Source organism: Microlunatus speluncae, assembly GCF_009299835.1.
Classification (GTDB): domain Bacteria; phylum Actinomycetota; class Actinomycetes; order Propionibacteriales; family Propionibacteriaceae; genus Microlunatus; species Microlunatus speluncae.
The window spans coordinates 148,140-174,015 of the sequence record NZ_VKCZ01000001.1; the positions used below are offsets into that span (position 1 = coordinate 148,140).

Consider the following 25,876-nt stretch of genomic DNA (forward strand, 5'->3'; position numbering starts at 1 on the left):
CCGGACCGCTGCGGGCCGGCCGGGCGGGTGAAGGAGGTCGGGAACCAGATGGCGAAGACTTACCGGATGGACGGCACCCAGCGGGTGATCAACGGGATCTACCGCTGGTTGACCGACCGTGGGCTCGGCGCGGAGTTCCGGCAGATCCTGACCGTTCGCGGCCGCCGCTCCGGTGAGCCGCGGTCGCTGCCGGTCGACGTGCTCGAGGTCGACGGATCCTCCTGGCTGGTCTCGCCGTACGGGCTCGTCAACTGGGTGCACAACGTCCGCGCGGCCGAGACCCTCACCCTGCGCCGGGCCGGCGCCGAGACCTCCTGGCGGGCGAGCGAGGTGACCGGCGCCGAGGCGGTGCCGGTGATCCGCGCCTACCTGCACGCGGTGCCGGTGACCCATCCGTACTGGGACGTCACCGAGGCCTCGAGCGACGCCGAGCTCACCGCCGCCCTGCCGAAACACCCGGTCTTCCGGCTCACCCCCGAGCCCTGATCCGGGGAGGTCGTAGGGCCCGTCGCGGGTGACCGCCAGGCTGCCGAGCCCCCGGACCTGCAACAACGCTGATCGCCGTTCCCCTACGATCACCGGCCATGACCACTGCGGACTCTTCTGAGCCATCGGCGCGCCCCCGGCCTCCGGGGGCACCGACGATGTTCAACGGCTCCACCAGCCACGGCTTCTTCGGACAGCGGCGGATTCGTCATCCGAGCGAGACCAAGCTGTTGGTGATCGGCCTCCTGATCGGACTGATCGGCTTGGCGATCGTCGCCACCACGGCCGCCGCCGCACCAGCGGGCGGCGTCTGGGATGCGATCCCGGAGCCCTTCGGCACTCCGCTGTCGCTCGCCCTCCTGGCCCCGATCCCGATCTGGGTGTTTCGGGCCCTGGAGTACGGGAAGCTGCGGACACAGGCGGTCCGGATGACTCCGAGTCAGTTTCCCGAGGGCTATCGGATGGTCGCCGAGGCAGCGCGGACGTTCGGCCTGCGGCGGGTGCCGGATGCCTATGTGACTCTCGGCAACGGCACGATCAACGCCTTCGCCGTCGGTCATGGCTTCCGGCGGTTCGTCGCCGTGAATTCGGACCTGTTCGAGGTCGGCGGCCAGGCTCGCGACCCGGAGGCCCTCCGGTTCGTGATCGGGCACGAGGTCGGGCACATCGCGGCCGGCCATACCTCCTATTTCCGGCTGGTGTTCACCACCCTGTTGCGTCAGCTTCCGATTCTGGGCCCGGCGTTCTCCCGGGCCCAGGAGTACACGGCGGACAACTTCGGCTACCTCGCTGCGGCGCCCGGGGCTCCCGGCGTGATGGGTACGCTCGCGGCGGGCAAATACCTGAACGCGCACGTGAACTTCCACGAGTTGTGCGACCGGGCCGCGACCGAGAAGGGCCTGTGGGTCCACGTGGTGAACTGGCAACTCAGTCACCCGCCGAGCACCTGGCGCGCGAACGCCCTGCGAGACCGGTCCCGTCCCGGGCGGATATGGTTCCGGCCCGGGTTCGGCGGTGGCCGCAAGACGCAGTTCGTCGCGGCTCTCCCGGCCGGAGGTGCCCGGTCCGGCCGCTACCCGACGCCGGACGAGGCGATCGCGTTGCTCGACCGGGCGGCCGCCGACGGCACCGTGCGCGAGCAGCAGTTCGGCCGCTTCCCCGGCGTCGACTACTCCCAACTGCCGGGGATCCGGGACCTGCAACTGGCCCAGCCCGCGCTGTCCCGGAGCGCCGACGCCGGACCCGTGCCCAGCGATCCGGGAGCCGCCTAGGCGGCCCCCTGATCCGCGCGGTTCGCCGATAGTAGTTGCGGAAGCTACTACGGTGCCCTAAGCTCGTCGTACGTGATCGAACGACTGGCCGAGCTCGGCTTCTCCAGCCAAGAGGCTCGGGTCTACCTGGCGCTGCTGCAACATCCGTCCGCCACCGGTTACGAGGTGGCCAAGAGTGCCGGGCTGCAGCGGGCCAACGTCTATCAAGTGCTGTCCGGGCTGACCGACCGCGGCGTCGTCGACCGGGTCAGCGACGGCACCCCGGCCCGGTTCGTGGCCCATCCGCCGGCCGCCGTGCTGGGCCGGATCAAGCGGCAGACCGCCGAACGGGCGGACAGCCTGATCGCCGATCTCGCCGCCGTGGCCGCGCCGCGGGAACAGGCCGGCTTCTTCAGCCTGCGCGACCGGGAGACGGTGATCGACCGCGCCGCCTCGCTGGTCGCCGACGCGCGCTCCCGGGTCGCCGTCTGCGCCTGGGCCGATGATCTTGAATGGCTCGCCCCCGGCCTGCGGGCCGCGGCCCAGTCCGGCCGCCAGGTGGTGATCAACGTCTTCGGCGAGACCGAGATCGACTTCGCCGAGGTGTATCGGCACGAGGCCCCGGACCGGACCGTGGGCGGGCAGCTGTTGATGTTGGCCGTCGACTTCGGCACCGCGTTGGTCGCGTCGCTGGACGAGCCGGTCGGCGCCGTGGTCACCGAGCACCCGGCGCTGGTCGGCCTGGTGGAGAAGGTGATCCGGGACGAGGCCTACCTGGCGGCCATCTACGAGCGGTTCGGTGATCAACTCGAGGACGAGTTCGGCGCCCACCTGGTCCGGCTGCGGACCCGGCTGCTGCCGCCCGACCGGGCCGAGGAATTGATCTCCCTTGTGGGGTTCGGCGCCACCGACGACGCGGTGGCGGACATCTTGTCAACCGAGGAGCAAGCATGAGTGCAACGATCATCGTAGACGCCCTGTGGGGCGATTCGGGCAAGGGCAAGGTCTGTGCCCAGCAGTCGATCCGGCACGACGCCGAGCTGGCCGTCCGGGCCGGGGTCGGCACCAACGCCGGCGCCAGCGTGACCACCGACGACGGCCGGTTGATCAAGGCCCGGCAGCTGCCCACCGGCTGGCTCAACCCGGGCACCCGGGTCGCGGTCGGCTCCGGCGTGCTGGTCGACCCGGAGGTGTTCGCCGGCGAGCTGGACCGCTTCGACCTGGCCGACCGGGTGCTGGTCGACCGTCGCTGCGCCGTGATCACGCCGGAGCACATCGCCGCCGAACGGGCCGACGCGCACCTGATGGCCACCGTCGGCTCCACCGGCACCGGCAACGGCCCCGCCCGCGCCGACTTCGTGCTCCGCCGGGCCGGCCAGGCCGGTGATCATCCGGAGCTGGCACCGTATGCCGGCGACGTCGCGGTCGAGGTCAACCGGGTCGCCGCCAGCGACCGGCTGGTGATCATCGAGGGATCGCAGGGAACGTTGCTGTCGCTCGCCTTCTCCGCCGACTATCCCTGCGCCACCTCCGACAACTGCACCAGCGCCGCCGCGATGGACGACGTCGGCCTGAACTGGCGACTGGCCACCGACGTGATCATGGTGGTGAAGGCGATGCCGTCCCGGGTCGGTGAGGGGCCGCTGCCGTACGAGATCAGTGCGGCGGAGGCGCAGCGCCGGGGGATCGCCGAGCACGGCGTCGTCACCGGCCGGCCGCGGCGCAAGGCCGACCGGCTCGACCTGGAGCTGCTGGCGTACGCGACGATGCTGAATGGGCCGACCAAGATCGCGCTGACCTTCATCGACCACTTCGACCCGTCGATGCGCGGCGCCCGGGACGCCGCGGCGATCACCCCGGAAGTCAGGCAGCTGATCGGCCGGGTCGAAGCGGTGACCGGCGCCCCGGTCACGCTGCTCGACACCGGGCACCGGCTCGGCGACGTGATCGAACTCGCCGCCTGACCTGCGACTAGTCGAGCAGGAAGCCGCGGAGCTGCTCGGCGACCGGCTCCGGAGCGAGCCAGAACGCACCGTGATCCTGGCCGGCGAGCGTCAGCACCGTGACGTTCGGCAGCAGGGCGGCCAGGGCGTCGGCGCAGACCCGGAAGTAGGGCTCGCTGTTGCCGCCGACGGCCACCGCGATCGGGGCGTCGATCGACCACCGGTCGGTCGGCAGCGGCTTGCCGTCCAGCAGCCCGCGGAGGATCCGACCCTCGTAGGCATAGGTGTGGGCGTAGCGGGCCATCTCGTCCCAGGACGGGTCCTGCTTCATCGGCTCGAGATATTCGGCGGGAACGCCGATCAGCTCGGTCATCATGTACTCGACGGCATCGCTGCGCCGGTCGGCCGCGACCAGCTCCGACACGTGCTCGACGTAGGCGGCGGGCGCCGGCGGCCGGGAGTCGTCGACGATGAACGGCGGATCGTAGAGGTAGACGCCGGTCACCCGATCGCCGAGCGCGCTCGCCGCATCGAGGGTGATCGCGCAACCGCCGGAACCACTGGTCAGGGCCGCGGACCCGCCCGCGATCTCAACCAGGGCAGCGATGTCCTCGAGTTCACGGGCCGGGTCGTAGGGCTGCGGGTCGCCGCTGCCGCCGCGGCCACGACGGTCGAAGGTGATCACCGTGAAGTCCTCGGCCAGGATCTTCGCCAGGCCGGCGACCCCGGTGTGATCTTCGGCGACGTTGCTGATCACGATGATCGCCGGGCCGGAGCCGGTCTTCTCGTAGGCGATCGTGGTGCCGTCGGCGGAGGTGATGGTCTGCATGATCGTTTGTCCTTTGGTCGGGTCGAGCAGGTCGTCGAGTCGGTCGAGAGCCTCGGCATAGCCGTCGGCCATCTGCAGCTCGACCGCTCGCCGCAGGGCCCGGCCGTCGGGGAAGGTCGTCAGGACCTCGACCCGGCAGCCGGTGCCGGCGACGGCGAAGGTGACCGTGGTGGGGAAGGTGCCGGTCCCGTCGGGTTGCCAGGCCTCGTCGGCGAAACTGTCCTCGTAGGCCAGTTCGGTGTCGGGGACGACGCGGCCGTAGGTGGCGACGCCGCGGACCGGTTCGGCCGATCCGTCCGCCGGTGCGATCTGGAACCGCCACCGGCCGCCCGGTCGCACCTCCATTTCGTACACGGTCGCGGCCCAGCCCGCGGGCCCCCACCACTGCGCGATCGCGTCGGCGTCGGTCCAGGCCCACCATGCCCGCTGCACCGGAGCGGCGTAGCGGCGGCTGACCTGGATGGTGTTGCGTGACCGGTCGATCACGATGCCGTCTTCCGGCATGTCTGAACTCCTCACTGTTCCGGCTCGTCGAGGAAGGAGCCGAGGCGGTCCATCCGGTCCGACCACAGGCCGGCGAATCGCTGCGTCCAGTCGCTCAGCTCACGCATCGCTTCCGGGCGTAGCCGGTAGATCCGTTGCTGGGCCTGCTTGGTGGCCTCGACGACGTCCGCCTCGCCGAGCAGCCGCAGGTGCCGGGACACCTGTGGCTGGCCCAGCTCCAGGGCGTCGACGATGCCGCCGACCGACTGCGGGCCGTCCCGGAGCAACTCGACGATCCGGAACCGGGTCGGCTCCGAGATCGCCGTCAATCGCCGTTGCAGGTGGTCGACCATGACGAGAACATACACTCATCTGTATATACATACAAACGCATATACGATGGGCGGTCCTAGGATCTCCGGTCCCCTCGACCGGACCGGCCGGCGCCTGGCAAGATCACGACGTGAACGCGATTCTGACCACCGGTCGGCTGTCGTTCGAACCCATCACCCGGTCCGACATCGACATCCTCACCGAGCTGGACTCCGACCCCGAGGTGATGCGGTTCATCGACCGCTTGCCCACCCCGCGGAAGGCGATCGCGTCACAGGTCGAGGGGATCCTGGCCGAATACGAGCGGACTCCCGGCTTCGGCCAGTGGGTCGCGCGCAACCGGGACAGCGGCGACTTCCTCGGCTGGTTCGCCCTCCGGATCGGCGACGAGCCGGGCCACGGGACCCTCGGCTACCGGCTCCGGCGCACCGCCTGGGGCCGGGGGCTCGCGTCGGAGGGCGGCCGGGGGTTGATCGATTACGGGTTCGCCGATCGCGGCCTGGACCGGATCACGGCCGACACGATGTCGGTCAACGAGCGGTCCCGCCGGGTGATGGCCGCGGTCGGGATGCGGTATCTGCGTACGTACCACGAGCAGTTCGACGATCCGCTGCCCGGCACCGAGCTGGGCGAGGTCGAGTATCAGATCACCCGGGCGGAGTGGCAATCCCGGCGATCACCGTCAACTACCCTCGGCTGATGGAGCTGCGCGCCGTCGACCTCGGATCCGGTACGGCCGACGCGCAGGCGGTCCAGGAGTTGATCGACGAGCTGGAGCAGCGTCCCTGGGTCGAGCTGGCGGCGGAGTGGCATCTGGAGTCCCGGGTGCTCGCGGCCTTCGCCGAGCAGGGTCCGGCCGTCGGCCTGCTGCGGTACGTGATCCAGCCGATCGGGCCCGATCAGAGCTGCCAGCTGTCGATCATCGACGGCGACACCCTGACCGAGGCCAGGATCCTGGCCTTCGGCACGCGTCCCGATCACCGGCGGCAGGGGATCGGCCTGGCCCTGCAGCGGCGGGCGATCGCCGAGGCCAGGGCGGCCGGCTGCTGGCAGGTGCGTTCGCACAGCGCCGGCGGCTATCGGGCCAACCACCGGCTGAAGTTCCGGCTCGGCTTCGCGTTCCAGCCGGAGGTCCGTGGTGGTGACGACCGCGGCGGCTACTTCATCCTGCCGCTGCAGCACCGCTGACGGACCGACGAGAAATTCTCCGAGGTCGTTGTCGATCCGGCGGCCGTCCCGTTCGACCTGGGGGAGAAAGGGTCGAAGAACCGGCCCGGAACCCTCGAGAGGATCGACATCATGGGCAAGCTGATCAGCACCTTCTTCATCTCCCTGGACGGCGTGGTCGAGGCCCCGGAGACCTGGCACATGTCGTACTTCAACGACGAGATGGGGGAGATCATCGGCGCCGGAATGGCGCAGAACAAGGCCTTCCTGTTCGGCCGGGCCGGCTACGACGGCGGCGCCGCCTACTGGCCGACCAGCACCGACGAGTACGCCGACTACTTCAACAAGATCCGCAAGTACGTGATCTCCTCCTCGCTGCAGGATCCGACCTGGAACAACACGGTCGTGGTCCCGGGCGACGCGGCGGCCGTGCAGCAGGTGAAGGACGACACCGACGGTGTGATCTGCATGAACGGCAGCGCGATCACCACCCGCTGGTTGCTGGCCGAGGGCCTGATCGACGAGCTGTGGCTGCTGCTGCACCCGGTCACCGTCGGCCAGGGCCAGCGGCTGTTCGAGGGCGACGCCCCGGCGCACCGGTTGGAGCTGGCCGAGAGCAAGGCCCTCTCCACCGGCGTCACCTTCCTGAAGTACCGCCCGACCCGGTGATCATCGCCGGTCCTCGGGGTGCTCGACCATGATCACCGTCGTACGTGATCATCAACGGCCGAACAGTCGGCGGGCGTTGCCGTGCCTGATCCGGGACTTCTCCTCGGCCGTCAGGTCCAGCCGGTCGAGCGCCTCGAGGGTCCGGGCCAAGGTGAACTGGGGATGGTCCGAGCCCAGCAGCACCCGGTCGATGCCGACGTTGCGCAGGGTCCAGACGAACTCCGCCTCGATCGGTGAACCCGCCGCGAGGACCACGGTCGCCGAGAGGTCGAAGTAGAGCGTGTCCGGGAGCAGATCATCGGCCGTGCGGGCCAGCGCCAGGACGTTCCAGAAGCGGAAGTTCAGGCCGCCGAGGTGGGCGAAGATGAAGATCGTCTTCGGTGCCTGCAGGGCCAGATTGAACAGCCGCTCGCTGTCCCCCGGCAGGATGCCGGCATTGTCGAACAACACCGTCAGCCCGAGTTCGCCGGCCGCGCGGACCAGGGTCAGCACCCGCGGATCGGCTGCGTCGAACCGCTGGGTGTGCGGGTGCAGCTTGAGCACCGTGATGCCGCGGCCCGCCACCCGGGTCAATTCGTCGGTCGCGGACGCGTCGTAGGGGTGGACGGTGGCGGCCGGCACCAGGTCAGGATGTCCGGCCGCGAGGGTGATCATGCCGTCGTTGCCCGTCCGCAACTGCGCCGGTTCGCCGGCCAGCGCCTGGTGCGGGCCGCCGAACCACAGGCCGCACAAGCCGATCAGTTCGATCCCGGACGACGCGACGTCGGCCCGGTAGGCCTGCAACGAAGTCTCCCCGTCAGGGAGATGGACATGGCAGTCGAAGACCGGGGTCGGGCTGAGATCGGAGATCGCGCCGGTGCGAGGTGAGGACACGATCGCCAGGATAGGCACCGGAGCCGGGTCGGGTGCGCAGTCGGGCACTGATCAGCCCGCGACCGCCGGCCCTGGTCGAGGCCAGCACCAGTGCAGAATGTCAGCAAGAACCCCGTGACAGAAGGCAGATCGGCGTTCCTGCATTCTGTTGACATGGAAGTGCAGGACCAGGTGGTGAGCTCTCAGACGGGGCTTGTCGTCGAGCACCGTGCATCGGAGTCGCCGTACATCGAGCGGGTCTGGCGCAGTCGCAGCCACGACGTGGGACAGATGCTCGCCGTCGCCAATCCGCGCGTGGGGTTGGTGAGCTGGTGTCACCGCGGGAAGCTCAGCGTTTCGATCACCGGCCCCGAGTCGGGCGGCAGCCGGGCCGAGGTGCCCGAGGACGCGACCTTCTTCGGGATCGACTTCGCCCTCGGCGCGTTCCTGCCGCACCTGTCGGGGACCAGGCTGCTGGACCGCGAGATCTCGATCCCCGACGTCTCCGACCGGTCGTTCCACCTGGCCGGTAGTCATTGGCAACATCCTGATTTCGACACTGCGGAACTCTTCGTCCAGCGGCTCGTCCGGGAGGAGATCCTGGGTCGCGACCGACTGATCACCGACATCGCCCGAGGTGCCACGCCGGATCTGTCGGCTCGCACGGTGCAACGACGGTTCCTCGCCGCCACCGGTGTCACCCGCGGGGCGGCTCGGCAGATGGATCGAGCCCGTGCCGCGGCGATCATGCTGGGTGACGGCGCGGCCCCGGCCGAGGTGATCATCGAACTCGGCTTCCATGACAATCCGCATCTGCACCGGTCGCTGCGCCGCTACATCGGCCGCACCGCGACCGAGCTGAGCAGCGACGCCGCGGTGCCGCTGTCGCTTCTGTACACGACAGACCATTCCCGCTGATCTACGCTCCCTTTCGACGTGGGAGGAACCGTCCTCACGCACTCCTGGGAGGAACCCGAATTGAGCAAGATCGTGATCAGTCTTTTCTCCAGCGCTGATGGAGTCGTCGAGGCGCCGGACAAGTTCATGCGCAACTGGGACGACGACATGGCCGCGGATCTCCAAGATCAGATGTCGACCTGGGAGGCCTGCCTGCTCGGCCGCGGACAGTACAACGACTGGGGTGCCTACTGGCCCACGTACCAGGGCGAGGGCGACGCCGCCTTCGCGCGCAAGATCAACTCCATGCCCAAGTACGTGATCACCTCGACGCCGCTCGATCTCGAATGGGACCGGGCCGAAGTGCTGGGCGAACCCGGTGCCCCGCTGGCCGACCGGATCGGACTGCTCCGCTCCGCCGGCATCGAGGGCGACATCATGGTCGGCGGCAGCATGAAGCTGGCGACCTCGATGCTGGCCGAGGGTCTGGTCGACGAGGTCAGACTGTTGATCACGCCGTACGTCGTCGGCACCGGGCACCGGCTCTTCGACGGCGTCACCGGTCAGGCGCTCGAACTGATCTCGGCCAAGACCACACCGACCGGGGCGCTGTTGGTCCGGTATCGGACCGTGGCGGGCTAGCGCGCGCACACGCCCTACGCCGGGCCGACCCGGCGGTCCGCGACCGGTGCCCGCAGCGCCCGCCGATAGAGGTCGGCCCAGGCCTGCGGGTCCGGCGCGTCCGCCTCCCGGTGGATCTCCAGGCTGATGCCGCGCTCCGGCGGGTGGTGGTTGGTCAGGCTGAAGTCCCACAGGTGTTGCATCCGGGCGAAATGCAGCACCCGGCCGGACGGCCAGACCATGGACAGCACGTGCCGCGGCTCCGGCAGATCGTACGGCGGCTCCATCCGGAAACGATCAAGGGCCGCCTCGTCGACGGTCACGCCGAGCCCGGGCCCGGTCGGCACCGTGACCTCGCCGTCGCTGATCACCAGCGGATCGGTGATCAGATCGTCGGCGTAGTTGTTGAGGGCGGTGACCGCCGGCCAGCGGGCGTGGGTCAGCACCGCGCCGAGATGGGTGTTGAAGGCGGTGGTCAGGCCGAGTCCGACGTTCTGCAGCCAGAAGTCCTTGTTGAACTCGGCGGCCAGGATTCCTTGTCGCAGCACGTGTTCGGCGCCGCCGGAGACCACGTAGCCGTCGACGGCGTCGAGCCCGGGGATGAATTGCGCGGCGTTCCAGTGTACGGCGAGCGGCGTGTTGATCTTGGACCGGAGTTGCCGGTAACCGTCGTAGTCCGACTGCGGGATCGGCGCCTCGAAGATCGCCGTCTGCGGATAGCCGTCGAGAGCCTGCAGCAATGGCGCGGCCGCGCCGGCGGTGAGCAGCATCTGGTTCCAGTCGATGTCCAGCCGGTACGAGTCGGGGGTGACCGCGGCGATCTGCTCGACCTGGTCGATCGCATCGATCCACGGCCGCGCCTTGAACTTGTGCGTGGTGTAGCCCTGGGCCACCGCTTCGGTCGCCTCGGCGGCCAGTTGGGTCGGCGGCATCTTCGTGTTCCACCAGGCGATCGGACACCGTTCCCGCACCTGCCGGCCGGACAGCAGCGCGTGCACCGGGACGCCGAGGGCCTGGCCGACGACGTCGTACAGGGCGATCTGCAGCCCCGCACCGATCGAGTCGTCGCCGAGGAACTCCGCCGCCGACCGGCCCCGGACCCGTTCGACGGTGGCATCGGTCAGGCCGCCGCCCCAGCCGTAGTGCAACAACGCCTCACCCCAGCCGACCAGTCCGCTGTCGGTTTCGACCCGGACCACCTCGACGATGCCCCACTTCCAGACCAGCAGCGAGTTCCAGATCTGACAGCGCGGAGTGAAGGGGACATTCAGCGTGATCCGGTCGATGGCCGCGATGCGTACGCTCACACCACGGCAGCTAACCTTCCGGTGCGGGCCCGGTCAAGGCCTCGAGCGAAGGAGTCCGAATGCGACTGCTGGTGATCGGCGGATCGGGGCTGGTCGGGTCCCTGATCATTCCGCGGTTGGCCCAAGATCACGAGGTCGTCGTGTACGACCTCCATCCGCCCGCTGAGGGTCCGGAGGTAGAGTTCCGGTCCGGGAGCGTCGAGGACTTCGACGGCCTGCGGGCGGCCGCGGCCGGGGTCGAGGCGGTCGTCTATCTGGTCATGAATCCCAAGCGGGACTGGGATTCCGTCGGCACCGCCGCGCTGGCGTTCGACGTCAACGTGAAAGGTCTCTACCTGGCCTGGTGGGCTGCCGCCGGGGCCGGCGTGCGGCACGGCGTCCACGCCAGCACCCTCAGCGTCTTCGAGGAGCCGCGCGACCGCTACCCGGACGAGACGGTGACGCCCGACTCGACCGGCTTCTACGGCTTCACCAAGACGCTCGGCGAGCAGGTCTGCCGGCACGCGGTCGAGGCCCGCGGCCTGACGATCAACTCGCTGCGGCTCTGCCACCCCACCCCGGATCAGGACTGGCCCCCGCCGGGCGACAGCGTCCAGTCCATGATCAGCACCCGCGGCACTGACGTCGCCACCGCCTTCGAGGCCGCCCTGCACCTACGGGACGGACATCAGGTGATCACGATCAGCGGCGACGCGGAGGAGCGGCACACCTCCCTCGCCAAGGCGGCCCGCCTGCTCAACTGGCACCCGACCCCTCGCTAGCCTTCGTTCCCTGAGCCTGTCGAAGGGCAGACCACATTCCCCACTCCCTCCGGCAACCCAGGAACCACACCTCGATCCGATCAGCTCCAACTCGTCGCTGACGCTGCTCATGGGTTCTTGAAGACCTCGTCATCACCAACTCGTCGCCATCGCACCCGAAGCTCCTCATCGACCGTGATCAACTCGAAAGTGGCCCGCCCGTCCGGGCTGGCGAAAGACCAGGTCATCTCCAGCACTCCGGACGTTCCACGCACGGACTTCACCCCGAGCGAGGCGGGCCATGATGTCGCCGGGTCGGCAGCGTAGGCGTCGCAGGCGGCGATGAACTTCTCCCGGACCACGTCCTGAACTCGGCAACATGCTCCGGCTCGAGTCGGCGGTAGTCGTTGTCGAACGCCGGCGTGGTTTCGAACTTCACCTGTCGGCGTCGAGGTCGTCGAGGTGGGACAGGAAGTCCTCGGCGTTCTCGTGCACGGTGACCCGGCCGGCGTCGACGTGCTCGTCGACCTCGCGCTCGCGACGCTGCCAGTGCTCGGTCCAGAACCACGCCTGGTCGGCCGGCACGGGCAGGGCTGCCCGAAGCTCGATCACGCCGTCGGCACGTTCGGTGATCTCCATCTGCGCACCGGGCTCGTCCAGGTGCAGGCGCTGGCGCAGGTCGGCCGGCAGCGCGATCACGCCGCGTCGCTGCACGCTGACGTAGCCGTGGAAACCGTGGGGCTCAGCACTCATACACCCATGGTGCCAAGAAGCCGCAGAACGGCAATGCCGCTTAACGGCCAGCTTTGATCGGTGAGGAGCGTGGCCAAGGATGTCAAAGCCGCTGAAAAACCATGCGGGCCACCCGGACGATCACCCTAGGGTGGGCGGATGCCCGACGACTTCCTCCCCGCTCTCGCCGATCGGCTGGCCGCGCTCCCCGGCGTGACCGCGGTCGCACTCGGTGGCTCCCGAGCTCAAGATCAGCACGCGCCCGACGCCGACTACGACCTCGGCCTCTACTACGGCGGCCGGTTCGATCCGCAGGACCTCCGCGACTGCGGCTGGCCGGGCGAGGTCAGCGAGCTGGGCGGCTGGGGCGGCGGCCTGTTCAACGGCGGCGGCTGGCTGACGGTCGACGGGCGCCGGGTGGACGTGCATTATCGCGATCTCGACGTGATCGAGTCGATCATGGCCGAGGCGGAGCAGGGCCGGTTCACCATCGAGCCGCTGCTGTTCCACCTGGCCGGGATCCCGAGCTATCTGCTGCTGGCCGAGCTGGCGATCAACCGGACCCTGGTCGGTGACCTGCCGCGGCCGACCTTTCCGGCAGCGCTGCGCGAATCGGCGCCGCGGGACTGGTGGGGCCGGGCTCAGTTGATCTTGGGGTACGCGATCGACGGTGCCGCCCGCGCCGGTCGCTCCACGTTGGCGATCGGGCTGACTGCGCAGGCGATCACCTGTGCGGCGCACGCGATCGTCGCGGCGCGGGGCCGCTGGGTCACCAACGAGAAGCGGCTGCTTTCGGCCGCCGGTCTGACCGACGTCGACCGGATGATCACCGACCTGTCCCCGGATCCGGCGACGGCCGTCAGCATGATCGAACGGATCCGCGACCGCTGCGCGGCCGAGCTGGCCGTTAGTTCCGTTCCCTGAGCCTGTCGAAGGGCAAGCCCGATCATCTCCCCAGCCCCTTCGACAAGCTGAGGGAACGGAACAAGCACCTCGACCCGCGCTTCCCGGTACAGACACTGATCCCGGTACGATCCGTCCGTGACGGCGACACCCGGTGGTCGCAGATTCCACGAGTTGTTCGACGAGACGGTGCCGTTGATCATCGAGCAACGACACCATCGCGAACGGCCGCCGGTCGAGGGCGGACGCTGGCCGGTCAGCGTGGTGATCTTCCCCGATCGCGACCTCGGTGACCGACTCGACACGATCACCCGGGAGTTGATCAAGCTGGCCGGCCCGGGCCACTTCCACACCGGCATCCTGGGGTCGGCCCACCTGACGGTCCGGGCACTGGAGCGCTTCCGTTCCGAGATCCCCGAAGCTGACGCCGCCGTCGCCCGCTACGCCCGGGCCACCCGCGCCGTCGCCTCCCGTACTGCGGGCTTCCCGGTGACGATCACCGGGCTGACGATCACCCCGTCGGCGGTGCTGGCCGGCGTGCCACCGGCCGGGAGCGGGTCGACGAACTGACCGCGACCCTGGCCGACGAGCTCGGCTCCGACGACTGGCTGGAGCGCGATTACGTCCGCACCTTCCGGCACCTCAGTCTGCTGCACTTCGGCGCCGATCTCGCCCGGCCGCGGGAGCTGATCGACTGGGTCGCCGACCGGCGCGGACTGACCTTCGGGTCGATGGCGGTGACCGCGCTGGAGCTGATCCGCAGCCGCCACCGACTGCTGTCCGGCGGGCAACTGATGCAACCCGAGCGGCTGATCCCGTCCGTTAGGATGTGCGAATAGCGGACGAACAATTCTATATAGCGGAAATGGGGATCTCGCCGATGGACGCCGACAACCAAGAACCGTGGTACCGCCGAGCCCTGCGTTGGGGGCAGACCAACCTCACCGAGATCGACCCGGCCCGTTACGACGCGGACTGGTGGCGCGGCTACTGGCGCCGGACCAGGGTCCAGGGCGTGATCATCAACGCCGGCGGGATCGTCACCTACTACCCGAGCCGGTACGAGCTGCAGCACCGGGCCGAGCACCTGGCCGATCGTGATCTCTACGGCGAGATCGTCACCGCGGCCCGCGAAGAGGGGCTGGCGGTGCTGGCCCGGATGGACTCCAACCGGGCGCACGAGCCGTTCTACGTCGAGCATCCGGACTGGTTCGCGGTCGACGCCGACGGTCGTCCGTACCGCGCCGGTGATCTCTACGTCGCCTGCGTCAACAGCCCGTACTACCAGGACTATCTGCCCGACGTGCTGACCGAGATCATCGAGCGCAGCCAACCGGACGGCTTCGCCGACAACAGTTGGAGCGGGCTGCCGAACACCTCGATCTGCTACTGCGGCTTCTGCCGAACCGGCTTTCGTGCCGCGGCGGGGGAGTCGCTGCCGGCGCGGCGGGACTGGGACGATCCCGCCTTCCGGCAGTGGATCAAGTGGAACTACGCCCGCCGGGTGGAGATCTGGGACCTGAACAACCGCACCACCCAGGCGGCCGGTGGCGAGCACTGCCTCTGGCTCGGGATGAACGGTGGCCACGTCGAGCACCAGGCGCGCGCCTTCCGCGACTTCCGGGCCATCGGCGAGCGCAGCCCGATCGTGATGCTTGATCATCAGGGGCGGCGCGACGGCGGCAGCTTCTCGGCGAATTCCGAAGCCGGCAAGCTGATCCACGGCCTGGTCGGCTGGCGCACGCTGATCCCGGAGAGCACCGCGCTGTACGGCAACGGCCGGCCGACCTTCCGGCTCGGCAGCAAGCCCGAGGCGGAGGCTCGGCTGTGGGCGCTGGAGGGTTTCGCCGCCGGCATCCAGCCCTGGTGGCACCACATCGGCGCCTTCCACGAGGACCGCCGGCAGTATCAGACCGCGGAGCCGCTCTTCAGCTGGCACGAGGCCAACCAGGACTATCTGGTCGACCGGGAGCCGATCGCGACCGTCGGCGTGCTGTGGAGTCAGGACTGCGTCGACTTCTTCGGCCGGGACTCGGCCTCGACCAAGATCACGTTGCCGCGAGAAGGGGTGGTGCAAGCGCTGATCCGGGCGCGGATCCCGTACCGGCCGGTGCATGTCGATGATCTTGCCCGCGAGGCCGCGGCCCTGGACGCGATCGTGGTGCCCAACCTCGGTGCCCTGTCCGACGCCCAGTGCGCGGCGATCCGCGACTTCACCGCCGCGGGCGGCGGGCTGGTGATCACCGGCGAGTCCAGCCGGTTCGACGAATGGGGCGATCCGCGCCCGGACTTCGGGCTGGCCGACGTGATCGGTGCGCACGCCACCGGCAGCCATCACGGCACCGATGACGTCGCCGCCGCCAGCTGGGAGACCTGGGCCGAGCACACCTACCTCCGGCTGCCTCCCGCGCCGCGGTCCGACGACGCCGGCCCGCGGCCGCAGGAGCCGGTCGTGCCGGTCGAGCGGCATCCGGTGCTGGCCGGGTTCGAGGGGACCGACGTGCTGCCGTTCGCCGGCCGGATCGAGGTGGTCACCGTCGACGACGGCGCCGAAATCCCGATCACCCTGGTCCCGCCGTTCCCGATCTATCCGCCGGAGACCTCGTGGATGCGCCGGCCGAGCAGCGGCGTGCCCGGCCTGGTGCTGCGCGACCACGGTGCCGGCCGGGTGGCCTATCTGGCGGCCGATCTGGATCGCTGCTTCGGCCGGGACGGCCAACCCGATCATGGTCGGCTGCTGGCCAACCTGGTCCGGTGGTCGGCGCGTGATCAACTGCCGATCACGGTCGAGGGGACCGGCACCCTGGACGTCCAGCTCTACCGGCAGGACGACCGGCTGATCTGTCACCTGGTCAATCTGACCGCGACCGGCACCGGCCGCGCACCGGTGCACGAGTTCATCCCGGTCGGACCGTTCCGACTGACGGTCCGGACCCCGGCCCGCGCCGGCCGGGTCCGCTCACTGGTGACCGGGGCCGAGCTCGCCGCCGAGATCGAGGACGGCCAGGTCGCGTTCGGCCTCGACCGTGTTGTTGATCATGAGGTGCTGGTGATCGAGACCGCGTGATCACGACCGAGCGTCGACGTGACCCACAGGGCACGTCGACGCTCGGCGACTTGATCGGTCAGCGACTCAGCGCTTCGGCTTCCCGCTCGGATCGGGGCCGTCCGCCTGCTCCTTCTGCTTCCGATCCTTCTCAGAGACCTCGCCATCACCGGCCGGTTGCTTCTCCGGCAGAAGGTCGGCGATCTGCTGCCACTTCGGGTCGGTGAGCAACTCGATCGCCTCCTTGTCGGACAACGGGAGTTCCTCGCGGGTCACCGGGCCGTTGCCCTCGAACGCGTTGCGTTGCCCGAACCAGACCCCGGTGCCGTCGGACCCCCGGAACCAATACCAGGTCCCGTCGCCGACCTTCTCGGTGTCCCGGCTGATCTGCAGCACACCACCGTCGATCTCGGTCTCCGTACAACCGCCGGCCGGATCGCAGGGGACGTCGTCGTACCAACTGTTGCGGAAGACACCGCCACCGGCCCAGCCGTAACCGTCCTTCTTGTTGCCGAGCTCGAACACGATGTCGGTGTTGCCCTTCTCCTGCGTCGGCACGACCTCACGCATGGACAGTCCATCCGGCAAGTTGGACTTGATCACCTTGCTGAGCTCAGCGACGCTCGGCAGGGTGCCGTCGTCGGCCGGCTTCGGGGCCGGCTGCGTTGGGGTCGGCTTCGTGGTGGGGACGGCCGCCGGCGACATCGGCACCCCCGGACCGCCGCCCAGGCTGAAGGCGGCGACGACGCCGACCGCGGCCAGGGTGGTGCCGAGGGCGCCGGCGACAGTCAGCCGGCGGGTGCGCAACTGGTGCTGGCCGCGGCGGATGCCTCCCTCGACCAGGGTGTCGACCGGCACCGGACGGTCGATCTCGTCGGCCTGCCGGAGCAGGGTGTTCAGTTCGTTGGTTTCCATGATCATCTCCTCGCTCTCAACTGACCAGGCTCGCCAGCGGGCCGGGTGAGCGTTGTAGGCGTTTGGTGGCGCGATGGGCGGTGGTGCGGACCCAGGACCTGGTCCGCTTGAGCATCGTGGCGACCTCTTCGACACTGAGGTCGTCCAGATAGCGGGCGACGACGACGAATCGCTCCTGCGGACTGAGCACATCGAGGGCCCGGATCAGGTCGAGCCGCAACTCATGATCACGACCCGGTTCCGGCCGATCCGGGACGACGTCGACCAGGGTCGCCTCGCCGGGCCGGCGCCGCCGGTCCGAGACGAACACGTGGAACAACGTCCGCATCGCGTAGCCGGCCGCATTCTGTTCCAGGTCCACGCGGTGCCAGTGCACATACAGCTTGGCCAGCGTCTCCTGGACCAGATCCTCCGCCCGATGCCAGTCCCCGGTCAGGATGAGCGCCCGGCGGAACAAACCCGGGGTCTGTTCGCCGGCCCAGTCGGCGAAGTCGCCTCTGCCTGCCATCCATCTCCTCCGCCCTTACCCCTTTGGTGCGGCAGCCGTTGTCGACCACCGTCACCCCATCTACGCCAGGAGGACCTCCGCACGTTACACCGCCCCCAACCCCGCCGACCCGTCACTTGTGCACCGGTTTTGGCGGCGTGTCGGTGCACAAGTGACGGGTCGGCGGGATCGGGGGTGGGGTCGGAGTGCGGGTCGGAACGACGTGGGAGGTGCAGTTCGTCGGCAGCTGCGTACCTCTGTCGGATGTGCGAACGGCGGAAGGGACAGGTCGCGGGTGGCTGCCGCGACTGGATCGCTGCCCAGCTCGTTGCGGCACGCGCTCAACCGGGTGTTGCCGCTCGACGAGGGATCAGCCCGAGGATGGCCGTCACGGGGGCGATTCGGCTCCAGCGGGCGGATACCCGATCCGGCAGGTCGGATCCCGATCGGCAGACCAACTTTGTCGAGCCGTGATCCCCGGTCCGATGGTCAGGGGGTGGCTGGGGCTGGTTCTGTCGGTCGGCGCGACGCCGCGCGGTCCCCTCGGCCGGGACGACGCCGCCCGGTCCCGTGGTCGAGGGCACGCCGCCGGCCCTCAACCGGTCGGGTGAGACGTCACTTGTGCACCGACACACCGCAAAACCCGGTGCACAAGTGACGGGTCGGCGGGTTAGAGGGCGGCGGCGCGGTGGACCAGGGGTTGGCTGGCTAGGACGGCGAGCATCACCAGGGTGACGGAGAGGACAATGGCGCCGCCGAAAAGCAGGGGGCCGGCCAGGCTGGCGCCGATCATCATCAGGCCGAACGGGGCGACGATCACCAGGGAGCAGGTGACGGCGATCGCCAGCGACGCGGCGAGCGGCAGCCAGGTCTCGCGGAGCCGGGCCGAGGTGAGCACCTCGATCGGGGTGCCGGCCAGCCGGAGCGTCCGGTACTGGTCGCGGTGATCGAGCACCTTCGCCGCCTGGTTGACGCCGCTGGAGACGGCGGCCAGGATCGCCGCGATCACGACGGTGACCAGGGCCCCGGTCAGCAGATCCTGCGGCAGATAGGCCAGGGTCGGCTCATCGGACTGGAACCCCTCGGCCATGGCCGGCGCGATGCTGAGCATCCCGGCGACGAACGTCGCCAGGGTGACCCCGGCGACCGAACGCCAGGCGCTCTTCGGGTCGTCGATCAGCCGGCGGGCGGCCAGCAGGGCCGGTACGTTCTTGGCCCCGCCGGCGGCGATCCGGCCGATCAGGCCGAGCACGAACGGGCCGACCAGATTGACCACCGCGAAGCAGATCACCAGGAACGTGCTCAGCACCGGGATGATCGCCTCGCCGCTGACCAGCTGGGACACGATCAGCCAGGCGATGAAGGCGACGACGAAGATCAGCACCCGGATCACCGACAGCTTCTTCGGGCTGACCCGGCGGGCCACGCCGAGCGGACTGATCACCACCGCGGCCAGGCTGGCCGCGGCCGAACCGATCGCCAGCAGCACGACGCCGAGCAGGGAGAGGGCCAGGATCCCCGGCCCGACCCAGAGCTCGGTCAGCTCGAAGGGACGGCCTTGGAACCGCAGTAGCGCCACCCCGGGCAGCGCGATCAGATAGAGCAGACCACCGGCGAGCACACCGATCACCGCCTGCATGGTCGCGTCGATCACGGCGATCGCGCCGACCTGGCCGCTGGTCGCGCCGGCCAGCCGGAGCGCGGCGAACCGTTCGTTGCGGCGGGACACCGACAGCCGGGCCGCCGCCCCGCCGAGCGTGATCACCGGGATGATCAAGATCGCGGTCGCCACCTGGGCGCACATCACGTAGACCTCGCTGTCCGGCCGGCCGAGGAAGGCACCCAGCCCGCCGAGCACGATCAGCACGGCCGCGGTGGTCACCGCGAACGCGATCACCGCGAGCGCGGTGATCAGGCGATGCGACTCCTGCCGCCGGGCGAGTCGCCACCACAGTTTGAACGCGATCATGAACGAACACTCCCGGTGGTCGATCCGGCGGGGAACTGGGCCGGCGGATGGGGCGGGGCCGGCGGGTACGACTGTGGCGGCACTTGTCCCGGCGCCGGATTGGGCCGCTGCGCCGGCTGGGCGCGGGGGACGGGTTGGTCGTACGGGAAGCCCGGTGCCGGTTGCGCGCCCGGCTGGGGCGGCGCGGTCTCGGCACTGACATCACGGCCGTCCCGCATCACGACGGTGCGCTGGCAGGCCGCGGCGACGCCCGGATCGTGGGTGACGACGACCAGGGCCGCACCGGCATGGGCACTGGCCTGGACCAGGATCTGCATCACCTGCTGGCCGGTCGCCTGATCCAGTGCGCCGGTCGGCTCGTCGGCGAACACGACGCTCGGCTGGGTGATCAACGCCCGCGCGATCGCGACCCGTTGCGCCTGCCCGCCGGACAGCTCGCCCGGCCGCCGGTTCTCCATCCCGGCCAGGCCGAGCCGGCCCAGCCATTCCCGGGCCGAGGCGATCGCGGTCTTGACCGGCTGGCCGTCCAACATCAACGGCAACGCGACGTTCTCGCTGGCCGGCAGCTCGGCCAGCAGTTGGCCGGACTGGAACAGGAAGCCGAAATCCTTGCGACGTAAGGCCGTCCGCTGCCGGTCCGACATCGCCGACAGTTGTTGATCACGGAACGTGACGGTGCCGCTGGTGGGACGGACGATGCCGGCCAGGCAGTGCAACAGAGTGGTCTTGCCCGAGCCGGACGGCCCCATGATCGCGAGCGATCCGGGCCGGAGGTCGAGGTCGACTCCGGCCAGGGCGTGCGTGGCCGACCCGCCGGTGCCGTACGTCATGACGAGATTGCGCGCGGAAATGAGCATGCCGTCGAGTGTTCCGGGCCGACCGGCGTACGCCATCGGGCCGAAGTCGCGTGATCATCTCCGGCCGCTCCGACCGGGGTCGTGCCGGCGTGGCCGGATCAGGGCCGCTGGTCGAGGAAACGGACCAGGAGATTGCGGATCCGGGCCGGATAGTCGTGTTCGCCGGCGCTGATCTCGAGGCCGGCGCTCGGAGCGTGCACGGTGAAGACGAACCCGTCGGCCACCTGGGCCGATGGTCGCGCCGACGGCCAGACCGTGGGATCGGCGAGCACCGAGCGCCACTCGCCGGCGTCCGGTTCGGGCAGCTCGGCCGGTGACCCGGTCCGCTCCAGCCTGATCCCGGCGAAGCCGCCGGACCGCACGACGGTGATCTGACCCGGGTCTGACGCCGGTGGGGCTTCCTCGCCGGGCACGCCGACCTCCTGCCAGGCCTCGGCGACCGCGCGCTGCTGGTCCGAATCGTCGCCGTACCGGGCCCCGGCAGCGGCCACGGTCAGCGCGGCGAAGCCGGCGAAGTCGGTCTCGGTGGTGATCTGATCACCGGTCAGCACGTCGTACCAGACCGGCCCGGCACCCTCCCAGCTGTTGCCGCCGATCTTGGTCGCCGCCAGATAGAAGGCGCGGTTCGGGATGCCGGAATTGAGGTGCACCCCGCCGTTGTCCTCGGTGGTGGCGATGAAGTCGTCCATATGCCCGGGCTGGGGGTCCTTGCCCAGCACGTCGTCGTCGTACGCGCTGCCGGGCTCCTTCATCGAGCGCAGGGCGTCGCCCTGCACCTGATCGGTGAACAGGCCGGCACCGATCAACCAGTCCGCGGCCTCCGCACTCTGCTCCGCCGCGAACTGTTTGGCCATGGCACCGAACACGTCGGAGACGCTCTCGTTCAGGGCGCCGGACTGCCCGGAGTAGGTGAGGTTCGCCGTGTATTGCGTGACCCCGTGGCTCAGCTCGTGGGCGATCACGTCGAGCGCCAGCGTGAACCGGTTGAACACGGTCCCGTCGCCGTCACCGAACATCATCCGGGTCCCGTCCCACTGCGCGTTGTCCCAGTCCTGCAGGTAGTGCACGGTCGCCAGCAACGGCAGGCCGGCGCCGTCGAGGCTGTCCCGGCCGAAGACGTCGTGGAACAGTCGCCAGGTCGTGCCGAGCCCGTCGTACGCCTCGTTCACGGCCGGGTCCTCGACCGCCGGCTCGCCTTCGGAGCGCACGATCCGGCCCGGCACCTCGGAGCCGTTCTGCGCGTCGCCGATCTCCCGCCGCGGCCCGGGCTCCTCCGCCACCGCCTCCGCCGGACGCGCCCGCGACTGGGCGGCCGGCGTCGCCGGCGGCCGGAAACGGCGCAGCTCGAGGTCGACATCGAGCGTCTGCCGGGCACATTCGGCGACGTGGGCGTCGGGATGCTCGCGCAGCCGCGCGATCAGGTAAGGCGGGACGATCGACGGATAGGGTGCGGCGTCGCAGCTCATCCCCCGACCATAATCCGAGTTGTCAGAACTGAGTCGCCCTCTGGCACAACTCAGTTCTGACAACTCGGTGCGGGGTGGCTGTTGATCAGGTTGAGGATGGCGGGGACGCCGGGGGCGGCGGCGATCTCGGTGCCGATCCGGGCACTGCCCTCGGCGTAGCGCGGGTCGGCCAGGATGGTCCGGGCGGCGGCGGCGATCCGGTCCGGCGCCGGGGTGTTGGTGGCGAGGTTGATCCCGACCCCGGTGTACGCGATCCGCGCGCCGACCTCGATCTTGTCCTCGGTGGTGCCGGCCACGATCAGCGGGACACCGTGCCGCAGTGCGGCATGGACGCCACCGTAGCCGCCGTTGGTGATCATCAGGTCCGCCTTGGGCAGCAGCTCGGCGAACGGCAGGAACTCGGCGGCCCGGACGTTGTCGGGCAGCGGCTGGGGAAGGGTGGCCACCGGCCGGCCGCCGGTGGTGACGACGACCAGCGCCTCAAGATCACGGAGGGCGGACAGGGCCGGGGCGATCAGTTGGCCGTAGTCCTGGTTGGCCACGGTGCCCTGGTTGACGATGATCACCGGGCGGTCCTGATCGAGCTCGGCCCACCAGCCGGGCCTGTCGGTCGGGTCGGTGGTGGGCAGGCTCAGTGGCCCGACGAAATGGACCTGCGGCGGCAGGTCGGACCGCGGGTATTCGAAGCCGGGCACGCTGAACTGGACGATCGCGTCCGCCTGGGTGGGCCAGTCCATCACGAAGGTCGACAGCGGCCGCCCGGTCAGCTCCCGGCTGAGCCGGTCCGCCGCGCGTTGGACCGGAGCAAAGATGATCTTCTCGGCGACGAGCTTGAGCACGGCGTTGCGGAGCCGGCCGATCGGGCCCGGCAGCGGCGGCAGCCCGAGACCGAACGGTGCCGTGTCCCGGCTGGAGACGCTGAGCGGCAGGGTGCCGGCGATGATCACCATCGGATCGGTCGCGGTCCGTTGCTGCAGGAAGGCGCAGCCGCCGACGAACAAGGGCTCGGTCAGCACCGCGTCGGTCGGTTCGGCGGCGACCGCCGCCTTGATCGCGCGGAGCTGGGCCGGCACCGGCTTGAGGAAGAGCTCGATCAGGTCGAAGCGCATCCGGGCCGCGCCGGAGAGCCGGACCCGCTCCGGATACCGCTGATCAAGATCACCGTCGACGAGGTCGGCCTCGGCCGGCAGGGGCAGGTGCTCGGCCCCGGTCCGCTCGACGGCGGCGCGGAAGGCCGATCCGGTCAGGAACCTGACCCGGACACCGGCGGCGACCAGCTCCGCCGCGATCGGCAACAGCGGTGCGACATGGCCGTGAGCGGAGGTGCTGCAGATCAACAACGAGGACATTCCGGGACTCCTGACGTGAGTGGCTTGCCTCTCGAAGTATTCATCACCCTGATAGGGTAGTCAATGTGACGGAGACTTCACGTCGGACGTACCGCTCGGAGCTGCGGACCGAGCAGGCGGCGGCGACCCGGCGGCGCATCCTCGACTCGGCCGGCGAGTGCTTCGCCGAGATCGGGTACGGGCGGACCACGCTGACCGCCATCGCCGACCGGGCCGGGGTCTCGGTGGAGTCGGTCAAGGCGCAGGGGGCCAAGCGGGCCCTGTTGTTGGCCGCCTTCGAGCAGACCTTCGCGGGCCAGGAGGGTGGCCGGCCACTGACCGAGCAAGATCAACTGGCGGCGGCGCTGGCGATCGAGGACGACGACGACTTCCTGGCCGCCGCGGCGGAGTTCATCGCTGCCGCCAACCGTCGCTCGTACGCGCTCTGGCGGGCGCTGAACAGCGCCGCCGACGCCGACTCCGACCTGGCGCCCGCCCTGCGAGAGATCCTGCTGGGTCGGCGTCAGGACATCGAGCGGACCGTGGGGCTGCTGCAGCGGCGGGGGATGGTCCCGGCCGGCCTCCGGCACCGGCGGCGGGTCGCGGCGGGGCTGTCGTTCCTGCTGTCGCCCGAGGGTTATCAGCAGCTGGTGGCCGAGTCGGGCTGGTCGCATGCCCGCTATCTGACCTGGATTCGTACCATGGTCCGGACGGTGCTGACGGATCCGGGAGGCGATAGTTGAAGATCATCGTGGACGACCTGTCCGGGCCGGCGATCGCCGCCCTGCTCACCGAGCATCTGGACGACATGCGGGCGACCTCGCCGCCGGAGAGCAAGCACGCCCTCGATCTCGATGATCTTCGTCGGCCGGAGGTGACCTTCTGGTCGGCCTTCGACGATGACGACCTGGTCGGCTGCGGCGCGATCAAGCGGCTGGACGCGACCCACGCCGAGATCAAGTCGATGCGCACCGCGCGATCACGTCAGGGTGCCGGCGTCGCGTCGGTGCTGCTGACCCACATCCTCGCCGAGGCACGCCGGATGGGGTTCCGCCGGGTCAGCCTGGAGACCGGTTCGGCCGAGTTCTTCGCACCGGCTCGCGGCCTCTACCGGAAGTTCGGCTTCGCCGACTGCGCCCCGTTCGCCGGCTACCGGCTCGACCCGAACAGCGTGTTCCTGACCCGCGAAATCTGAATCAGCGCAGGGTTCCGGCCAGGTGGGCCGCGGTGGCCAGGGTCGCCGCATACTGGGTCGCCACCAGTCTGCGGATCTCGATCGCCTGGTACGGCAGCGCGGCCGTGTCCTCGGCCAGCCACTCCTCGTACCGACGAGCCAAACGATCATGGACGGTGCGGATCGGCGCCCGGACGTTGCCGACCGCGAGCTCGCCCTTGACCGCTCGGAGCAGGATCCCGGCGAACCGGAGCCGGAACTGGTGCACCCCGGACGCCAACGAGGAGACCTCGGCCGCCGTCGCCGGGCGATCGGACTCCGGATCGTCGGCCCGCCGCCGAGCGGCGGTGGCGGCGTCGGTCATCGAGGTGGCGAAGAAGCGCGCGGCGCGCCAGAGCGGTGAGTCGCCGGCCAGCAGGTGGCCTTCGGTGGCGGCGATGCCGTCCCGGAGCAGATCACCCAGCTCGGTCAGGCCGGCGGCCCGGCGGGCCAGCGCCTCGCCGTACCCGATGGGTGAGGGGGTGGCGTCGGCGATGCTCGGATCGGTCCAGTACGGCAGCTCGCTGATCAAGGTCAGCGCACCGTACCGGCCGGCGTAGGACGCGGTGCTGTCGCCGCTGGTGGTGTGCCACGGCTCGCCCCGGTCCGCCGCGCGATCGTAGGCGGCGGTGATCGAGCCCGCCTGATAGATCCCGTCGGCCAACCGGACGATCTCCGGCGATTCCGGCTCGCCCCGATCGAGGCTCAACCCGAGCACGTCGGGCAGCTGCTGCAAGATCGGGTAGAGCTCCGGTTCGGACCGGCTCAGGTAGTAGTAGACGCCGCCGAGTTCGCTGTTGTGCAAGGAACAGACCAGCTCCGGCCGGTGACGATCGATCAGCCGCATCAGGGCCTGGGTCTCCGGGATCGAGGCGTCGAAGTAGGCGTCGCGATGGTTCAGCGGATAGGTCCACTCGACTTGATCATGGCCGGCCGGCCGGTAGAAGTTGCGGGCGTAGTGCTCCCGGGTGAACGGGCCTTTCAGCCAACCTTCGTTGAGTCGCAGGCCGTCCGGGTCGATGCAGGCGATGATCCGCCACCGGTGATCGAGCCGGCCCCGCAGCTCGGCATCCTCGACCAGTCGCCGGGCCAGGTGCAGGGCGGTCAGCCCGCCGATCGGTTCGTTCGGATGCGGCAGCCCGAATGCCAGCGCCTCGGCCGCCTCCGGCCGATCCGGCTCGATCGTCAGGCAGAGCAGAGGTTCACCCTGCTGCGACGTACCGACGCGTTCCAGCCGGGTCAGCTCGGGATGATCATCGGCGATCGTTCGCAGCCCGGCAACGAGCTCGTCGACGCCGGCGAAGCCGTCGTGATCGGGCACCGTCGCCAGCTCGTCGGTCAACCAGCTCGGCAGTTCCCCGTTCGCGATCATGGTCAGGAGTC

The 25,876-nt window shown here is 69.8% G+C and carries 26 protein-coding genes and 1 pseudogene; 15 read left to right on the forward strand and 12 right to left on the reverse strand.

Features of this window, described 5'->3' with window-relative positions; all coding sequences use genetic code 11:
* Positions 1–48: 48 nt before the first annotated feature.
* The 4 genes from FNH24_RS00665 to FNH24_RS00680 all read left to right on the forward strand — a co-directional run bounded on the left by FNH24_RS00665 (position 49) and on the right by FNH24_RS00680 (position 3,700).
* Positions 49–486 (forward strand): nitroreductase family deazaflavin-dependent oxidoreductase, encoded by a 438-nt coding sequence (locus tag FNH24_RS00665; protein WP_152360202.1) that lies wholly within the window; start codon positions 49–51, stop codon positions 484–486.
* A gap of 158 nt (positions 487–644) precedes the next feature.
* Positions 645–1,757, forward strand: coding sequence for a M48 family metallopeptidase (locus FNH24_RS00670; RefSeq protein WP_217427979.1), 1,113 nt, complete (start codon positions 645–647; stop codon positions 1,755–1,757).
* A gap of 72 nt (positions 1,758–1,829) precedes the next feature.
* Positions 1,830–2,690: a TrmB family transcriptional regulator gene (locus FNH24_RS00675; protein WP_152360204.1), complete on the forward strand. Its 861-nt coding sequence runs from the start codon at positions 1,830–1,832 to the stop codon at positions 2,688–2,690.
* Complete coding sequence (locus FNH24_RS00680; protein WP_152360205.1) at positions 2,687–3,700, forward strand: adenylosuccinate synthetase; 1,014 nt, start codon at positions 2,687–2,689, stop codon at positions 3,698–3,700. The genes FNH24_RS00675 and FNH24_RS00680 overlap by 4 nt, the downstream gene beginning before the upstream one ends.
* Positions 3,701–3,707: 7 nt before the next feature.
* On the opposite strand, the gene FNH24_RS00685 is transcribed toward FNH24_RS00680, so the two are convergent.
* Both FNH24_RS00685 and FNH24_RS00690 read right to left on the reverse strand, forming a co-directional pair.
* Entirely contained in the window at positions 3,708–5,012 is a 1,305-nt protein-coding gene (locus FNH24_RS00685) for an alpha/beta fold hydrolase (RefSeq protein WP_152360206.1), read from the reverse strand.
* Positions 5,013–5,023: 11 nt separating this feature from the next.
* Entirely contained in the window at positions 5,024–5,344 is a 321-nt protein-coding gene (locus FNH24_RS00690) for an ArsR/SmtB family transcription factor (RefSeq protein WP_152360207.1), read from the reverse strand.
* A 110-nt stretch (positions 5,345–5,454) separates the two neighbouring features.
* Between FNH24_RS00690 and FNH24_RS00695 the strand changes: the two genes are divergently transcribed.
* The 3 genes from FNH24_RS00695 to FNH24_RS00705 all read left to right on the forward strand — a co-directional run bounded on the left by FNH24_RS00695 (position 5,455) and on the right by FNH24_RS00705 (position 7,160).
* Complete coding sequence (locus FNH24_RS00695; protein WP_170304461.1) at positions 5,455–6,024, forward strand: GNAT family N-acetyltransferase; 570 nt, start codon at positions 5,455–5,457, stop codon at positions 6,022–6,024.
* Positions 6,024–6,512 (forward strand): GNAT family N-acetyltransferase, encoded by a 489-nt coding sequence (locus tag FNH24_RS00700; protein WP_152360208.1) that lies wholly within the window; start codon positions 6,024–6,026, stop codon positions 6,510–6,512. Before FNH24_RS00695 ends, FNH24_RS00700 begins: the two co-directional genes overlap by 1 nt.
* A 111-nt stretch (positions 6,513–6,623) precedes the next feature.
* Positions 6,624–7,160 (forward strand): dihydrofolate reductase family protein, encoded by a 537-nt coding sequence (locus tag FNH24_RS00705; RefSeq protein WP_152360209.1) that lies wholly within the window; start codon positions 6,624–6,626, stop codon positions 7,158–7,160.
* A gap of 51 nt (positions 7,161–7,211) precedes the next feature.
* On the opposite strand, the gene FNH24_RS00710 is transcribed toward FNH24_RS00705, so the two are convergent.
* A complete protein-coding gene (locus tag FNH24_RS00710) occupies positions 7,212–8,033 on the reverse strand; it encodes an amidohydrolase family protein (RefSeq protein ID WP_217427980.1) in 822 nt (273 codons plus the stop codon).
* A 174-nt stretch (positions 8,034–8,207) separates the two neighbouring features.
* On the opposite strand from FNH24_RS00710, the gene FNH24_RS00715 reads away from it, so the two are divergent.
* Together FNH24_RS00715 and FNH24_RS00720 are read left to right on the forward strand one after the other, a co-directional pair.
* Complete coding sequence (locus FNH24_RS00715; protein WP_246186686.1) at positions 8,208–8,930, forward strand: helix-turn-helix domain-containing protein; 723 nt, start codon at positions 8,208–8,210, stop codon at positions 8,928–8,930.
* A gap of 18 nt (positions 8,931–8,948) precedes the next feature.
* A complete protein-coding gene (locus tag FNH24_RS00720) occupies positions 8,949–9,551 on the forward strand; it encodes a dihydrofolate reductase family protein (protein ID WP_152360211.1) in 603 nt (200 codons plus the stop codon).
* Between the two features lie 14 nt (positions 9,552–9,565).
* Here FNH24_RS00720 and FNH24_RS00725 read toward each other — a convergent pair whose 3' ends face one another.
* Positions 9,566–10,837 carry a mandelate racemase/muconate lactonizing enzyme family protein gene (locus FNH24_RS00725; protein WP_152360212.1) on the reverse strand — a complete coding sequence of 424 codons (1,272 nt, stop codon included), beginning with the start codon at positions 10,835–10,837 and terminating at the stop codon, positions 9,566–9,568.
* Positions 10,838–10,896: 59 nt separating this feature from the next.
* Here FNH24_RS00725 and FNH24_RS00730 point away from each other — a divergent pair, with 59 nt between their 5' ends.
* Positions 10,897–11,598 carry an NAD-dependent epimerase/dehydratase family protein gene (locus tag FNH24_RS00730; protein ID WP_152360213.1) on the forward strand — a complete coding sequence of 234 codons (702 nt, stop codon included), beginning with the start codon at positions 10,897–10,899 and terminating at the stop codon, positions 11,596–11,598.
* A 414-nt stretch (positions 11,599–12,012) separates the two neighbouring features.
* Here FNH24_RS00730 and FNH24_RS00740 read toward each other — a convergent pair whose 3' ends face one another.
* Positions 12,013–12,330, reverse strand: coding sequence for an AbrB/MazE/SpoVT family DNA-binding domain-containing protein (locus tag FNH24_RS00740; protein ID WP_152360214.1), 318 nt, complete (start codon positions 12,328–12,330; stop codon positions 12,013–12,015).
* Positions 12,331–12,468: 138 nt separating this feature from the next.
* Here FNH24_RS00740 and FNH24_RS00745 point away from each other — a divergent pair, with 138 nt between their 5' ends.
* The 3 genes from FNH24_RS00745 (at position 12,469) to FNH24_RS00755 (ending at position 16,279) form a co-directional block, all read left to right on the forward strand.
* Positions 12,469–13,233: a nucleotidyltransferase domain-containing protein gene (locus FNH24_RS00745; protein ID WP_152360215.1), complete on the forward strand. Its 765-nt coding sequence runs from the start codon at positions 12,469–12,471 to the stop codon at positions 13,231–13,233.
* A 117-nt stretch (positions 13,234–13,350) separates the two neighbouring features.
* On the forward strand, positions 13,351–13,782 hold the full coding sequence (locus FNH24_RS00750; RefSeq protein ID WP_152360216.1) for a hypothetical protein: 432 nt from the start codon (positions 13,351–13,353) through the stop codon (positions 13,780–13,782).
* 310 nt (positions 13,783–14,092) lie between these two features.
* A complete protein-coding gene (locus tag FNH24_RS00755; RefSeq protein ID WP_246186687.1) occupies positions 14,093–16,279 on the forward strand; it encodes a Tat pathway signal protein in 2,187 nt (728 codons plus the stop codon).
* Between the two features lie 66 nt (positions 16,280–16,345).
* Here the strand turns inward: FNH24_RS00755 and FNH24_RS00760 are convergent, their stop codons facing one another.
* From FNH24_RS00760 to FNH24_RS00785, 6 genes and pseudogenes are all read right to left on the reverse strand, one after another.
* A complete protein-coding gene (locus tag FNH24_RS00760) occupies positions 16,346–17,173 on the reverse strand; it encodes a hypothetical protein (RefSeq protein WP_152360218.1) in 828 nt (275 codons plus the stop codon).
* A 16-nt stretch (positions 17,174–17,189) separates the two neighbouring features.
* Positions 17,190–17,681 carry a sigma-70 family RNA polymerase sigma factor gene (locus FNH24_RS00765; protein ID WP_152360219.1) on the reverse strand — a complete coding sequence of 164 codons (492 nt, stop codon included), beginning with the start codon at positions 17,679–17,681 and terminating at the stop codon, positions 17,190–17,192.
* Between the two features lie 649 nt (positions 17,682–18,330).
* The gene (locus tag FNH24_RS00770) at positions 18,331–19,629 is read right to left on the reverse strand and encodes an ABC transporter permease family protein (RefSeq protein WP_152360220.1); all 1,299 of its coding nucleotides are present in this window, start codon (positions 19,627–19,629) and stop codon (positions 18,331–18,333) included.
* A 188-nt stretch (positions 19,630–19,817) separates the two neighbouring features.
* Positions 19,818–20,522, reverse strand: a pseudogene (locus FNH24_RS00775) (ABC transporter ATP-binding protein); the annotation flags it as partial.
* Positions 20,523–20,584: 62 nt separating this feature from the next.
* Positions 20,585–21,952, reverse strand: a complete 1,368-nt coding sequence (locus FNH24_RS00780) for a protealysin inhibitor emfourin (RefSeq protein ID WP_152360222.1) — start codon at positions 21,950–21,952, stop codon at positions 20,585–20,587.
* Positions 21,953–22,002: 50 nt separating this feature from the next.
* Complete coding sequence (locus FNH24_RS00785) at positions 22,003–23,301, reverse strand: glycosyltransferase (protein ID WP_152360223.1); 1,299 nt, start codon at positions 23,299–23,301, stop codon at positions 22,003–22,005.
* Positions 23,302–23,366: 65 nt separating this feature from the next.
* Here FNH24_RS00785 and FNH24_RS00790 point away from each other — a divergent pair, with 65 nt between their 5' ends.
* Together FNH24_RS00790 and FNH24_RS00795 are read left to right on the forward strand one after the other, a co-directional pair.
* Positions 23,367–24,023, forward strand: a complete 657-nt coding sequence (locus tag FNH24_RS00790) for a TetR/AcrR family transcriptional regulator (protein ID WP_152360224.1) — start codon at positions 23,367–23,369, stop codon at positions 24,021–24,023.
* Entirely contained in the window at positions 24,020–24,475 is a 456-nt protein-coding gene (locus tag FNH24_RS00795; protein WP_152360225.1) for a GNAT family N-acetyltransferase, read from the forward strand. Before FNH24_RS00790 ends, FNH24_RS00795 begins: the two co-directional genes overlap by 4 nt.
* 1 nt (position 24,476) lies before the next feature.
* Here FNH24_RS00795 and FNH24_RS00800 read toward each other — a convergent pair whose 3' ends face one another.
* A complete protein-coding gene (locus tag FNH24_RS00800; RefSeq protein ID WP_152360226.1) occupies positions 24,477–25,865 on the reverse strand; it encodes a M14 family zinc carboxypeptidase in 1,389 nt (462 codons plus the stop codon).
* Between the last annotated feature and the right edge of the window lie 11 nt (positions 25,866–25,876).